Below are 12,923 nucleotides of genomic sequence, written 5' to 3'. Positions count from 1 at the left end.
TGGTTATGCCTCGTCATCGCCATCAATAAGTGACCCTGCACCTGCATTGGCAAAGGCTGATTGTAATGCCGCCTCAACTGCCTCAATGCGTGATTGGCATACACGATATGCCGCCAAAGATTCTTCAACAATCGACACCAGATTGTCAATATCTATCTGGTCGGATTGCTCCAGCTTGTCGGCATTATTTTTTAGGATTTGATAGGCATCTTTAAAGTTATCAACGCCCAATTTATCATGTGTGGTCTGACTCATGGTTACTCACTGATTCTCTGGTCTGACTATTGTAGCGTAATTTTATTGTCTTGTTAAGCACTTGCGAGCAGATTGTGCTATTTATTAATTCAATTCAAAATATTCATTTATTAAAGTTAATTTACAGCCCAACTTATTGGGCATTTGATGCAATGAATGAACGGGGTTGCTTTTGTATTTGGCGATTTATTATTAGTAAAAATGATAAAATTATGACAATAATATTGCAAATTACTGCGGTTTTGTTATTATACGAGCAATTAAGTTGCAGGTTGCGACTTTTAACACTCACTTTGTGCTGATTTATTGACTAAGTCGCACAGAATTAAGGATAACTTATGGTTCAACAAGATCAATCAAAAGAGACGGATTTTACGCTAAAATCTGATTTTCAGCACGATGATAATGGTGTGCCACCTTCAGGGAAGGTGCGTGCCGATGCTCCAAGAGGTGTGATTATCACCGTCATCGCTGCCATTGCGGCTTATGTTTTATACGCATTTGTTTTGCCATTTGATGTGCTGGTCAATAAGGGCTTGGCGTTGGTGGCGTTTATTGGCATTTTGTGGCTGACCGAAGCCATTCATGTAACGGCAACGGCGATTTTGGTGCCTATTTTGGCATTGTTTATTGGTATCCCTGAGTTTGATACCAAAAAAGCCTTGGTGAGCTTTGCTGACCCAATTATTTTTGTATTCTTTGGTGGTTTTGCATTGGCGGCAACTTTGCATGTCCAAAAGCTAGATCGCAAGATTGCCTTTGGGCTGATTGGCTTGGCAGGCGGTCATTTGGGGCGTGCGATATGTATCATGTTTGCCGTTACCGCTGGGCTATCCATGTGGATTAGTAATACGGCAACGGCGGCAATGATGCTGCCACTGGCAATCGGTCTTTTGGAGCAGGTAGATGAGAGCAAAGACCGTAATACCTTTATCTTTGTGCTGCTTGGCATTGCTTATTCGGCATCAATCGGTGGTTTAGGAACGCTGGTTGGTTCGCCACCGAATAATATCGCTGCCAAAGAGCTTGGCATTGGTTTTGCTGAATGGATGCAGTTTGGTTTGCCAATGATGTTGGTGTTGATGCCGTTTTTGCTTGCTACCATGTATTTTGTATTGCGACCAAATCTCAATCAAAAAATTCAACTAACCGTACAAGAACAAATCGACTGGACGCTGCCACGCATTTTGACCATGGCGATTTTTGTCATCACGGCGACCAGCTGGATTTTTGGCAAGCAGTTGGGCGAGCTGTTTGGTTTTACGCAGCCAGATACGGTGATTGCACTGTCGGCGGCGGTTGCTGTGCTGTTGTTCGGTTTGGTGAGCTGGAAGCAGATTTCGGATAATACCGACTGGGGTGTGCTGATGCTCTTTGGTGGTGGTATTGCCCTGTCAAATATCATGAAAGACACGGGTGCTTCTGCGGCACTTGGTGAGAGTATCTCTGCAATGCTTGGTGGCGTATCGCCATTGCTTGTGATTTTGGTGATTGCGGCATTTATCATTTTCTTGACGGAGTTTACCAGTAATACCGCATCGGCGGCTTTGCTTGTGCCATTGTTCGCCCCAATTGGTGTGCAGCTTGGTCTACCGCCTGAGGTGTTGATTATGGTAATTGGTATCGGAGCGTCTTGTGCCTTTATGATGCCTGTGGCAACACCGCCGAATGCCATCGTGATGGGAACAGGGCATATTAAGCAAAAAGACATGATGAAAGTTGGTTTTTGGCTCAATATTGTGGCGATTATCATTGTTACAATTTGGGCGTATGTTTTCTTGACTTAAGCCAGCTTGGCTATCAATACCCATCGCTATGATGGGTATTTTTTTGATAATTTGAGTTGGATTGAGATGGTTTGACCACGCTTTTTTGGTGAATCTTTGCAGATTAAGTGGCAAACTTAATGCTGCCTGTGGCGATTTTGCAAAGATTCATTTATATTGCAATAAAGATAGATAATCATTTGTGCCATTTGCTACATTTGGCAAATTAAAGATGATTTGGTTGGCTTATTTATCAAATAATATAAATATATAATTTATTATATATTAAAAACTGTCAAATTGCGATTGGCATAATTTGATAAACTCATGACCAAATTTGCGAATCTCACTGTCATCACGCACAGCAATCCAGCTGGTAAAACGCCCAAAATGACTGACGGGAATTGCCACCAAATCTGGATAGTGCTTCGGCTGATATGCCATTTCGGCAATGATGCCCAAGCCCAAACCTGCTGACACATAGGTACTGATAACATCCGAATCCAGTGCCGCCAAGACAATCTCTGGGCTAAAACCTGCCGCAGCAAATGCCTTATCAATCGCACCACGCCCTGTAAAACCGCCGTGATAAGTAACCAGCGGATAGCTCGCCAGAGTTGGCAAATCAATCCCATCTGGCACATCGGCAAATGCCGCCAGCTCATGATCTTTTGGCACGATGACGACATGCGACCAATCATAGTAGCGATGGCAACGCAGCACATCGTTATTTAGTAACGATTCGGTGGCGATGCCAATATCAGCCTGACCACGAATCACCATCTGTGCGATACTCTCAGGATCTGCCTGTTGCAGCACCAGATTGACTTTGTCAAACTTTGCACGAAACTCTTTGACAATCTGTGGTAGGACATAGCGGGCTTGGGTGTGTGTCGTGGCAACGGTGAGCGTGCCTGCTTGGGCATTGTTAAAATCAAGACTGAGATTTTCAATGGTACGAATCTCAGCAAAAATCGCCTCAATGTGTGGCAGTAGTTTTTTGCCAATTTCGGTTAAGCCTGTTAGGCGTTTGCCTTGGCGAGTGAATACATCTGCCTTGAGTTGATTTTCTAAGGCGGCGATTTGCTTGGATAGGCTGGACTGGCTGGTGTGCAGCAGTTCGGCAGCTTGGCTAAGATTGTAGCCATTGACCACCGTATGCCAAACTGTCTCCAGTTGCTTGAGCTGAATTTGCAGATGACGCTGATTGATAACGATGTCAATGGCCATAAATAACCTTTTATAAATTAAATAATATGTTTATGATAAATAAAAAATCAACACTTGGATAATTTTGTGCTGTTCATCATACCAAATTTTTGTGAAAAAGAGATAAATTTTTCATAAAATTGCAAGAAAATTGATAAAAAGTAGGGTAAAATAAACTCAAGCTATTTGTTATCTTTAGGCAAGCCAAAGGATTTTTGCTTTTGGATTTTTTTATCATTTGATGGACCAACGAAGTAATGACCATGAATCAACTCAACAAACACCCCAGTCAGTCAGACTCAATCACTCATCAATCCTCACAAACTGCCAATTTGACAGCATGGCAAGCATTTGCTCAGGCTTATCTGAATCGTGAATCGCTGGCACTGTTGCTATTGGGCTTTGCAGCTGGCGTGCCGATTTTGCTTGTTTTTTCCAGTTTGGGATTGTGGTTGCGTGAGGCAGGGATTGAGCGTAGCACGGTTACCATGTTTGGCTGGGCAGCACTGGGCTATTCGTTCAAATTCATTTGGGCACCCTTAGTGGACAGTTTGCCATTGCCTGTACTGACACGCAGTTTGGGTCGCCGCCGTAGCTGGTTGTTATTGACACAGCTGTTGATTATTGCTGCACTGGTTTTGATGGCATTGACCAATCCACAGGGCAGTGATCAGATGTTGATGGTGATGGCAGCAGCGGCGGTATTGCTTGGATTTTCGTCTGCCTCACAAGACATTGTTATTGATGCTTATCGCATCGAGATTGCACCTGCCCAAATGCAGCCTGCATTATCAGCCACCTATATCATGGGTTATCGCATCGGCATGATTGTCTCTGGTGCAGGGGCGTTATATTTGGCGGATTTTTTTGGCTCAACCATGGAGTCGTACAGTTATCTTGCTTGGCAAAAAACCTATCTGATTATGGCGGCGGTGATGTTAATTGGCGTCATGACAACGCTATGGATTAAAGAGCCAACGCTTAGCGTTAAGCCTGCCACTGAAAGCAACCGTGATTATTTGCAAATGATATTGGTGTTTGTTGCGGCGGTTGTGGCATTTATTTTGGCATTTCGTGGCATGGGGACTGTATTGCCCGAGACCGAAAGTGTGCTGATGGGCTTTTTGTATGGCTGTATGCAGTTTATGGCGAGTGTGATTGCATTTGCGGTGATGATTTTTGCTTTGATAAAAGTTGAGTTTGCCCCAAAGCAGATGGTCATGCGTACTTGGGTTGAGCCTGTGGCAGAATTTTTCCGCCGCTATGGCAAAAAAGCCTTATTGCTATTGGCACTCATCGGTGTATATCGTATCAGTGATGTCGTTGCTGGCAATATTTCTAATATTTTTTATCAGGATTTGGGCTTTAGCAAGACACAAATCGCCAATGCAGTAAAAGTGGTTGGTGTGGTTGCCAGTATCGGCGGTAGCTTTGTTGGTGGCTGGATTGCTCAGCGTATGAACATTGTTAAGGCAATGACGCTTGGGGCGATTTTGGCCTGTGTAACCAATTTGCTATTTATCTTGTTGGTTTATACGCCTGTGCCGATGATGATGTATTTTGCTGTGATTGTTGATAATCTGGCGGCAGGGCTTGCGACCGCTGTGTTTGTGGCATTTTTGTCTGCTTTGACCTCAATTCGTTTCACAGCGGTGCAGTATGCGTTATTTTCATCATTGATGACACTGGCACCGAAGTTGCTTGGCGGCTATTCAGGCTCAATTGTTGATGCGACAAGTTATCAGTTTTTCTTTGGGTTTACTTTCTTAATTGGTATCCCAGTGCTATTGCTGATTTATTTGGTTAATAAGCATATCAAGATTTCTCAGCCACAGATTGACCCATGAATATCTTTAGGCTAAGCATTGACTAAACTTGACCGCCTGTCGATTGTCAAAATTCGGCAGGCGTTTGCCATTTGGTTGGTATGGGCTTATTTCTTATATTGATACAGAAGCTGGCTTAAACCATATCAACTTCGCTCAATAAACCAATTGTGCAATTGACAGGGGTGATTTGCATATTTTGCAGAGTGATAAATAAAAACCAACCAGTCGGTTTTAATTAAATATCTTGGATTGCTATAAGCACAAGAGTGTGGTGAAATAATCAACTGCATTGGAGTGGTGTATGATAAATCAGCAGATGATACTAAGCGATGATGAGCTGATGCGTTATTCGCGGCAGATTTTGCTTGATGAGTGGGATTTGCCTGCACAAATACGATTAAAAAATAGCCATGCGATTATTGTTGGTATGGGTGGTTTGGGCTGTCCGATTACACAGATTTTGGTGCGTTCAGGCATTGGCAGGCTGACCATTATTGATAATGATACGGTTGAGGCAAGTAACCTACAGCGGCAGCTGCTTTATACCAGTGATGATATTGGCAGAACCAAAGTGGAGGCTGCCAAAGAAAAACTGCATAAAGAAAATGGCTTTTGCTACATTGATACCAGTACCGAGCAAGTGTGTGCCAATTGGTCGCCAGAATATCTGTCCGAGGTGGATTTGTTGATTGATTGCACGGATAATTTTGTTGTGCGTGATGTGCTAAATACAATATGTCGCAGGCGAGGCGTGCCACTGCTATCGACTGCCGCCATCGCCCAAACAGGTCAAGTGGCACTCTATACCGCACAGACAGGGTGCTATCAGTGTGTTTTTGCTGATGAAGGCGATGATGAGCAAAATTGTGCAAACTCAGGGGTGCTTGCCAGTACGGTGGCGGTCATTGGTGCCATGGCGGCACAATTGGCACTGGTATTTTTGGCAAAGGGCATTAATCCCATCGCCAATCAACTGGTGGTATGGCAAGGGGCAACGATGCGTTTACAGCATTATCAGTTTTATGCCAATCCAGATTGTGCGGTATGTGCTTTGACTGATTGGCAAAAAGTTCAGGATTGCTGATAATATTAATTAGTAATCCTTGATAAATAGACTGCTAATCAATCAAGCAGCAATCTTGTCATACTAGTCAAAATTTGGCAAAACCTGAATAAAGGGTTTGACATCAACACGGCTATAAACTCCTGCGATGATATATGGGTCGTCAGCCGCCCATGCTTTGGCACTGTGCAAATCATCAAAAGAGGCAACAATAAGACTGCCACTCATTTGGCTTTGTCCATGTTCAATCGGTGTCGGTCCTGCAATGACAAGGCGATTTTCGGCTAATAATTCATGCAGTCTTGCAAGATGCTCGGCACGAGCTTTGCTGCGTTTGTCGCCACTGTCCGCGACATCATGACCGATAATGGCAAATAAAGGCATGGTTTCTCCTTTTGTTGGTGGTTTGTATTTGCTAATTCTTGCCCAAGCTGCCGCCCTCTGTGGCAATCTGCCGCTGATTTAAGGCTAACTGCCATGCGTCATCGTGCGTGCGATGCGTACCAGATAGGGCGACAATCATGCCAAAAGGGTGCTTGGACAATTGTTCAACCTTGCGAATAATACCGCGATCAGGCGGTGTGTCGCTGTTGACAATCAAATAGATTTGGGCGGCGAGACTTTCCGCCTGTGCCAACAACTCTTGGATTTGTTGCTGGCTATCAACCACCCCAAAATCCGCAATAAATTCATGATTTGGCTGGATATTGGTGGCTTTCTCAAGACTTGCTAAAATCAGCGTATCACTGATGGCGTGTATTTTGCCAATGATTGGTTTGACTGGCTGATAATCATCTTTATCGATGATTTGTTGGTTGTAAAAGTTAAGTAAATTTACATAATAAGAATCTTTTGTATCAATTTTAAATTGATTATTTTTATAAAATATACTAAATAAATAAGCCAGCAATCTGGGCAGGATACCATACAGTAGCAGACTAGCAATCATTAGCCAAGCGAAGTCATCAGGGCTATTATTGGTTGCTGTTGGTAGTGTCAGACCAAGTTTGGCAGGCAGATAACCAATGATGGCAATCAATTGATAAAAATAACCATCGGGCAATAATGTTGATTGCCAATAAAATTGATAACTTTTAAATAAAAATAAACCAAGTAAGCCAAGCATGCTGCCAATCAGTCCGCATAACCATGCACCATGCAGCACCGCATGATAGCCACCAGTTGAGCTTTGGGCGACAATGGCGGAGATTATTTGTCGTGGTTTGTTTGATTTATTTCCATAAATAAAATTATTTTTTAGAATAAATTTATTAATCAAATTGGCAATCAGTGAAGGTCTGTGTGGTAGGGTAAGCTGAACAAGCCAAATCAACAAAGATAAGCTGTGCCACCCCAATAGGGCGATGATGACATAAAAAAAGTTCAGTGATTGACCGCTTAGCAGTCCCACAACACCAAATAAACCGAGCAAAAAATAAGCCAAATACAAAAGCCGTTTGCTTAAGGCAACCGTGTGCGTGGCATCGATAAGCTGCTGCATGATTTGCCCATCGCTGTCAATTTTCTTGGCACGCAAAAACAGCTTGTCATAACTGCTGACAGCTTCGCTTGCGACAGCTTTGGTGATAATTTTGGGGTTTTGGGCAAAAATATAGTCTTGCTCTTCAAGCAGCTTAATCGCCTGTAGGTGCTGATGTTCAAGCTCGGTATACTTATCCATGAGTGTCCTTATTTGGCGGTGTGCTGTGATTTTCTAGCTTGGCAAGCTCTTGTGTTAATTGCTCAAGTGTTGTTTGTAGGCTGGGGTTATTTGCCAAAGCAAGCTGCTTGGTGATTTTTTTTATTTTGCTACGCAATTTGGCAGCGGCAATGGTGTTTTTTGCCGCAGTTTCGTCAATATTGGCAGATTGGCTGCTATTTAGGGCATTTACCATGGCAGATTCAATGGTGCTGACCACAGGCTTGCTGCCAGTTTTGATGGTCTTGGCAACTCGGTGCAAGTGCTGATGATAGCGATTTCTTAGGTGCTGCTCTTCGTGCTGGCGTTTGTTGTCGTCAATTGTGCGAGCGTAGGGACTAAGGTCAATGCAATCAACAGGGCAGGCAGGTAGGCACAATTCACAACCTGTACAAAGGTCGGTGATGATGCTGTGCATTTGCTTGGCACTGCCGATGATGGCATCAACAGGGCAGGCGGGAATGCACTTGGTGCAACCGATACAGTTGGTTTCATCAATGATGGCACGCACTTCGATGGGTCGCTGGGTATTTGGATTGGTTGCCCATTTGCTCGGTGTGGCTGGCTTTTTTGGCTGTTTGGTGATATTGGCGATTTGGTCGCTGACGGCTTGTCCGCCCGGCACGCATAGATTGATTGCCTCGCCATGCATGACAATGCCATGTGCATAGGGTAGGCAGCCATCATGATGTCCGCACAAACCACATTGTGTCTGTGGCAAGACAGCATCAATGGCAGCGATGGCAATGCGTGCATCTTCATTAAGATTTTCTAAATTAAGAGAATCAAACAAAATGGGTAGATTGTTAAGGCGTTCGGTATCTGTTATGCTCATGATTCAGCTGAAAATTGGTTGAGAACATGCATGATGAGATCGTGCGATATTGTGCCAGCACTGACAATTTTTGGCAATTTATCAATGTCAAAAAACTGTGCGTCAAAAATTTCATTTGGCTCAATACAAATCTCACCAGCAGCATAATTGGCAACAAATCCCACCATTAGATTGCTCGGATATGGCCATGACTGACTGCCAAAATAGCTCAATGAACCAATCTGCAGTCCCACTTCTTCAAAAACCTCGCGATGTGTAGCCATTTCAAGGGTTTCGCCAGCCTCAACAAAACCTGCGATAAGCCCATAAACACCGCTGTCTTTGTGGCGTGTATGGCAGGCGAGTAAGAGTTGGGGTTGGTTGGTGGTAGGATTGTGGCGAGTGATGGCGACAATGATGCAAGGCTGCACACGAGGGTAGGCATGGTGGCGGCATTTTGGGCAAATTTTGGCATGTTCATGCTGATGTGCTGTGGTTGCCACACCGCAGCGACTACAGAACCGATGATCGATATTCCAGCGGTTAAGCATGATGGCTCGTGCCAGCTGATTTAGGAGGTTTTTATTAGCTGTATTTAACAATTGACGAAAACTTATGAGCTGTAAATTTTGTTCATACTTGCTGTCATAACCATTGCCATAGCGAGCAATCAGACCAAGCTGGCAGGCATCTTGTAAATCCATGACATGACTGACAGGGCAGTCCTTATTATCATGACTGATGGTTGTGGCTTGATGGGTTTCGCCAAATGCCAAGCAAATCGCCGAGCTTGGGGCGTACTGTGTTGTCAAAACAAACGGCACGCCAGATGCTGTACAGATAATGCCATCACCACAAATAAGCCAGATTGTTACCATATCAAATACCGTTGATTTGGGTCATTTTAGGGTTTTTTCACGCCACAGTGCGTCCGCTTGATGATCGCTGGCAGAGGTGTTTAGCAGACTTGCCAGTTGTGATAAATTGGCAAAATGCAAGCCTTGGGTATTTTGTTCGGCGGTGGCTGATTGTTCTTCGTCAATTGCCAGATTGATCTGCCCGCCAGTCATTGCCAAATAAACTTCTGCCAAGATTTCCGAATCCAGCAAAGCTCCGTGGAAGGTACGGTCTTTTTTGCCAACATCCAACCGCTTCACCAGTGCGTCAAGGCTATTTTTCTGACCAGGGTACATTTGCTTGGCAAGTGCCAAAGTGTCAGTTACTGTTACTCTATCGCTAAAATCAGTCAATCCAACACGGTCAAATTCCATTTTCAAAAATCGCATATCAAAGCCTGCATTATGGGCGATGATTTCGCTATCTACCATAAATTCATAAATCAGCTCGGCTACCTCGGCAAATTTTGGCTTATCAGAAACAAATTCATTGCTGATGCCATGCACTCGGATAACCTCATCGTCCATGGTGATTTCTGGGTTGATATAGACATGCAACTTATTGCCTGTGAACTTGCGTCCAACCATCTCAACGATACCAACCTCAACAATGCGGTCGCCACTTTGATCATTAAAACCTGTGGTCTCGGTATCCATAATCAGCTGTCTTTCTGGTGCACCTCGCAAATTTGGTGCTGGCAACACTGGCCAAAAATCAGGGTTTTTTCGGCTGGTGTCGCCATCATAGGCAGGGTTTTGTTCATTATTGTGCGTATATTGGCTGGTCGATTGCATGGTTGTTTTTTCCATATTGGTTTGGTTTGTGGTGCTTTGGCTGGTCGGCATGGCAGCGTTTGTACCGTCAGCTGGGATAAACTCATGCCCTGTCTCATGCACGCCCAGATTGGCAAGTTTGTCAGCCATTTCGTTGCCTGCGTGTCCTGCATGACCTTTTATCCACTGCCAGTCAATGGAGCGGTTTTGGCACAGAGTATCAAGTTGCTGCCATAGCTGCTGATTTAACACAGGCTTGCCGTCTGCTTTTTTCCAGCCACGACTTTTCCAGTTGGCAATCCATTTGGTAATGCCATCTTTTACATAACCAGAATCTGTCCATAGTTGTAGCGGTGCGTCTTGTGGGGTGTTTTGTAGGGCAACAATGGCGGCCATAAGCTCCATGCGATTATTGGTGGTATCAGCCTCACCGCCCCAAAAATTTTGCACATCACCATTGGCAAACTGCACATGCACGCCATAGCCACCTGCTGACGCACCTTGTTTGCCATTGCCTTTACAGGCACCATCTGTATATGCGATGATTGTTTCCATAGATTTATGCACTAATTACTTTTTATTATGTCAAATATGCTATTATAAATCATTACTGGGTTTTATGCGAATTTTTTGCCAAGATATGATGGGTGATTGTGTTATAATGGCTCGTCCATGCAAATTATTGGACGGGTTTGTTTTTGATAATCGGTTGAATCTATGATAACCACACAGCCAAGCCATCAGTTTGAGCGAATTTTTAGCACCGCTCATTTGCACGCACCAAAAAACCTTGATACTGACAGCATATCACAGCTTAGCAAATGGCAACAATCCAAGCTGCCGCTGTATCTGGAAATTGGTGCAGGCAAGGGCAAGCACGCGTTATTATTTGCCAAAGAAAATCCAGAAAGTCGCTTGATTGCAGTTGAACGCACCAGCGAAAAATTTACTGCATTTGACAAACAAGCATCGGTAGATATTTTAGAAAATCTAATTTATATCCATGCTGATGCCATTGCCTTTACCGCACATTTTATTGCACCAAATACGTTGGACGGTGCGTTTATTTTGTACCCCAATCCTGAGCCTAGCAATAAAAATCAGCGTTGGTTAAATATGCCATTTTTTGAATTTTTGCTATCAAGACTTAAGCCAAATGCACAGATTGTCTTAGCAAGCAATATCACGGCATATATTAACGAGGCTTGTGCTAGGCTTGATGAAGTATGGCAACTGCCGTATCAAAAAAGGGTGATTGATAAGCAGTCAGCACGCACGCACTTTGAGATTAAATATTTGGCTCGCGGTGAGCATTGTCAAGAATTACTAATAAAAAAACCCGAAGGATACCGCACACGATTTGATAATTTTTCTGCCAAGGGGGATATGTGAGCAGACCTGATGTTGCCATTATTGGGGCAGGGGCAGCAGGGCTGATGGCAGCGGAGGTGCTGGCTGGCTATCCTGTGAATGTGCATATCTTTGAGCATAAGCCAACTGCTGCACGCAAAATCTTAATGGCGGGCAAAACTGGTTTGAACATTTCTCATGCCGAAAATCATGAATTATTTGTCAGTCGCTACACGCCAAGCGATTGGCTTGCACCGTTTGTCCAAGAATTTGGTTCAGCACAGATTGTTGAATGGCTGGCAGGATTGGGGATAGAGAGCTTTGTAGGCTCTACAGGGCGGATTTTTCCTGTGCAGATGAAGGCATCGGCATTGGTGCGTGCTTGGCTAAAACGCCTAAATGATTATGAAGTAAAATTTTATTATCGTCATCGCTGTGTATCGCTTGATGGTTTGACCCTTAGCTTTGAGGTGCTAGATAGCAAGGGCGGGGTAACAACAACTTTCCAACGCAAATTTGCAGCGGTTATCTTAGCTTGTGGCGGCGGCTCCTACGCATCGCTTGGCAGTGATGGCAGGTGGCAACAATGGCTGCCTGAGGAATTGCTGACTCCGCTGTATGCCAGCAATGTCGGTGTTACGGTTGCTTGGTCTGCGTATATGCAAGGGGTTTTTGGGCAGCCATTAAAGCGTGTCAAGGCTTGGGTGGGCGGTATGGCTGCACAGCAGGGTGATATCATTATCAGCCATTATGGGTTGGAAAGTGGACTGATTTATAAGCTAAATTCGGCGATGAGACAAACTTGTGATTTGTCAAATTTTGTTTTGTATGTGGATTTATTGCCTGATAAATCAGCAGAAAAAATCTACCAATTATTAATAAAATCTAAAAAACAATCGCTAAATACCGCTCTGAAAAAAGTAGGGCTTGATGCCAGCAAGATTGCCATTTTGCGAGAATGCACTCCCAAGCAAGATTGGAGCAATCCCAAGAAGATGGCTTGCCATATTAAGATGTTGGCTGTTAGCTGCACGGGCTTGCGGCCGATTGATGAGGCGATTAGCACAGGTGGCGGCGTGAAGCGTTTGGCGGTGGCTGATGATTTGCAGTGTCATCATCAGGCAGGCTTGTTTTGTGCAGGGGAAATGCTCGATTGGGACGCACCTACGGGTGGTTATTTATTGACCGCCTGTTTTGCTACGGCACGAGTGGCAGCAAAAGGGGTGCTAAATTGGCTGGGCTGCACACAGCCCAATGCCAATGGCTAA

At 44.2% G+C, this 12,923-nt stretch carries 12 protein-coding genes; 5 read left to right on the top strand and 7 right to left on the bottom strand.

The features are described 5' to 3' along the window. Positions 1-3: 3 nt before the first annotated feature. A complete protein-coding gene (xseB, locus tag EL162_RS07785) occupies positions 4-255 on the bottom strand; it encodes an exodeoxyribonuclease VII small subunit (RefSeq protein ID WP_126331272.1) in 252 nt (83 codons plus the stop codon). Positions 256-593: 338 nt separating this feature from the next. Here xseB and EL162_RS07780 point away from each other — a divergent pair, with 338 nt between their 5' ends. Beyond that, positions 594-2,042 carry an SLC13 family permease gene (locus tag EL162_RS07780; RefSeq protein ID WP_126331270.1) on the top strand — a complete coding sequence of 483 codons (1,449 nt, stop codon included), beginning with the start codon at positions 594-596 and terminating at the stop codon, positions 2,040-2,042. A gap of 264 nt (positions 2,043-2,306) precedes the next feature. Here the strand turns inward: EL162_RS07780 and EL162_RS07775 are convergent, their stop codons facing one another. After that, positions 2,307-3,251 carry a LysR substrate-binding domain-containing protein gene (locus tag EL162_RS07775; RefSeq protein ID WP_076555004.1) on the bottom strand — a complete coding sequence of 315 codons (945 nt, stop codon included), beginning with the start codon at positions 3,249-3,251 and terminating at the stop codon, positions 2,307-2,309. A gap of 242 nt (positions 3,252-3,493) precedes the next feature. Between EL162_RS07775 and EL162_RS07770 the strand changes: the two genes are divergently transcribed. After that, positions 3,494-5,077, top strand: coding sequence for an AmpG family muropeptide MFS transporter (locus tag EL162_RS07770; protein ID WP_126331269.1), 1,584 nt, complete (start codon positions 3,494-3,496; stop codon positions 5,075-5,077). A 283-nt stretch (positions 5,078-5,360) separates the two neighbouring features. Further along, a complete protein-coding gene (locus EL162_RS07765; protein ID WP_126331268.1) occupies positions 5,361-6,143 on the top strand; it encodes a HesA/MoeB/ThiF family protein in 783 nt (260 codons plus the stop codon). A gap of 63 nt (positions 6,144-6,206) precedes the next feature. On the opposite strand, the gene EL162_RS07760 is transcribed toward EL162_RS07765, so the two are convergent. Genes EL162_RS07760 through dnaQ form a run of 5 tightly spaced genes read right to left on the bottom strand, consistent with a single transcriptional unit; the run spans position 6,207 to position 10,860 of the window. Next, on the bottom strand, positions 6,207-6,506 hold the full coding sequence (locus EL162_RS07760) for a YciI family protein (RefSeq protein ID WP_076555002.1): 300 nt from the start codon (positions 6,504-6,506) through the stop codon (positions 6,207-6,209). Between the two features lie 31 nt (positions 6,507-6,537). Then, a complete protein-coding gene (locus EL162_RS07755; RefSeq protein ID WP_126331267.1) occupies positions 6,538-7,803 on the bottom strand; it encodes a DUF2868 domain-containing protein in 1,266 nt (421 codons plus the stop codon). Beyond that, positions 7,796-8,656 carry an RnfABCDGE type electron transport complex subunit B gene (locus tag EL162_RS07750; RefSeq protein ID WP_126331266.1) on the bottom strand — a complete coding sequence of 287 codons (861 nt, stop codon included), beginning with the start codon at positions 8,654-8,656 and terminating at the stop codon, positions 7,796-7,798. Before EL162_RS07750 ends, EL162_RS07755 begins: the two co-directional genes overlap by 8 nt. After that, a complete protein-coding gene (gene nudC / locus EL162_RS07745) occupies positions 8,653-9,513 on the bottom strand; it encodes an NAD(+) diphosphatase (RefSeq protein WP_126331264.1) in 861 nt (286 codons plus the stop codon). Before nudC ends, EL162_RS07750 begins: the two co-directional genes overlap by 4 nt. Positions 9,514-9,534: 21 nt before the next feature. Continuing rightward, complete coding sequence (dnaQ, locus tag EL162_RS07740) at positions 9,535-10,860, bottom strand: DNA polymerase III subunit epsilon (RefSeq protein WP_126331262.1); 1,326 nt, start codon at positions 10,858-10,860, stop codon at positions 9,535-9,537. Between the two features lie 162 nt (positions 10,861-11,022). Between dnaQ and EL162_RS07735 the strand changes: the two genes are divergently transcribed. Together EL162_RS07735 and EL162_RS07730 are read left to right on the top strand one after the other, a co-directional pair. Then, the gene (locus tag EL162_RS07735) at positions 11,023-11,697 is read left to right on the top strand and encodes a class I SAM-dependent methyltransferase (RefSeq protein ID WP_126331260.1); all 675 of its coding nucleotides are present in this window, start codon (positions 11,023-11,025) and stop codon (positions 11,695-11,697) included. After that, positions 11,694-12,923 (top strand): TIGR03862 family flavoprotein, encoded by a 1,230-nt coding sequence (locus EL162_RS07730; protein WP_126331258.1) that lies wholly within the window; start codon positions 11,694-11,696, stop codon positions 12,921-12,923. The genes EL162_RS07735 and EL162_RS07730 overlap by 4 nt, the downstream gene beginning before the upstream one ends.

This window comes from Moraxella cuniculi (genome assembly GCF_900637105.1).
GTDB classification, from domain to species: Bacteria; Pseudomonadota; Gammaproteobacteria; order Pseudomonadales; family Moraxellaceae; genus Moraxella; species Moraxella cuniculi.
This window is presented reverse-complemented; position numbering and strand designations above follow the sequence as displayed.

Excerpts from the sequence above, each read along its gene's own strand:
- EL162_RS07760 (WP_076555002.1), bottom strand. The coding sequence starts at position 6,506 with ATGCCTTTATTTGCCATTATCGGTCATGATGTCGCGGACAGTGGCGAC.
- EL162_RS07775 (WP_076555004.1), bottom strand. The coding sequence starts at position 3,251 with ATGGCCATTGACATCGTTATCAATCAGCGTCATCTGCAAATTCAGCTC.
- EL162_RS07750 (WP_126331266.1), bottom strand. The coding sequence starts at position 8,656 with ATGAGCATAACAGATACCGAACGCCTTAACAATCTACCCATTTTGTTT.
- EL162_RS07765 (WP_126331268.1), top strand. The coding sequence starts at position 5,361 with ATGATAAATCAGCAGATGATACTAAGCGATGATGAGCTGATGCGTTAT.
- dnaQ (WP_126331262.1), bottom strand. The coding sequence starts at position 10,860 with ATGGAAACAATCATCGCATATACAGATGGTGCCTGTAAAGGCAATGGC.
- nudC (WP_126331264.1), bottom strand. The coding sequence starts at position 9,513 with ATGGTAACAATCTGGCTTATTTGTGGTGATGGCATTATCTGTACAGCA.
- EL162_RS07770 (WP_126331269.1), top strand. The coding sequence starts at position 3,494 with ATGAATCAACTCAACAAACACCCCAGTCAGTCAGACTCAATCACTCAT.
- EL162_RS07780 (WP_126331270.1), top strand. The coding sequence starts at position 594 with ATGGTTCAACAAGATCAATCAAAAGAGACGGATTTTACGCTAAAATCT.
- EL162_RS07735 (WP_126331260.1), top strand. The coding sequence starts at position 11,023 with ATGATAACCACACAGCCAAGCCATCAGTTTGAGCGAATTTTTAGCACC.
- EL162_RS07755 (WP_126331267.1), bottom strand. The coding sequence starts at position 7,803 with ATGGATAAGTATACCGAGCTTGAACATCAGCACCTACAGGCGATTAAG.
- xseB (WP_126331272.1), bottom strand. The coding sequence starts at position 255 with ATGAGTCAGACCACACATGATAAATTGGGCGTTGATAACTTTAAAGAT.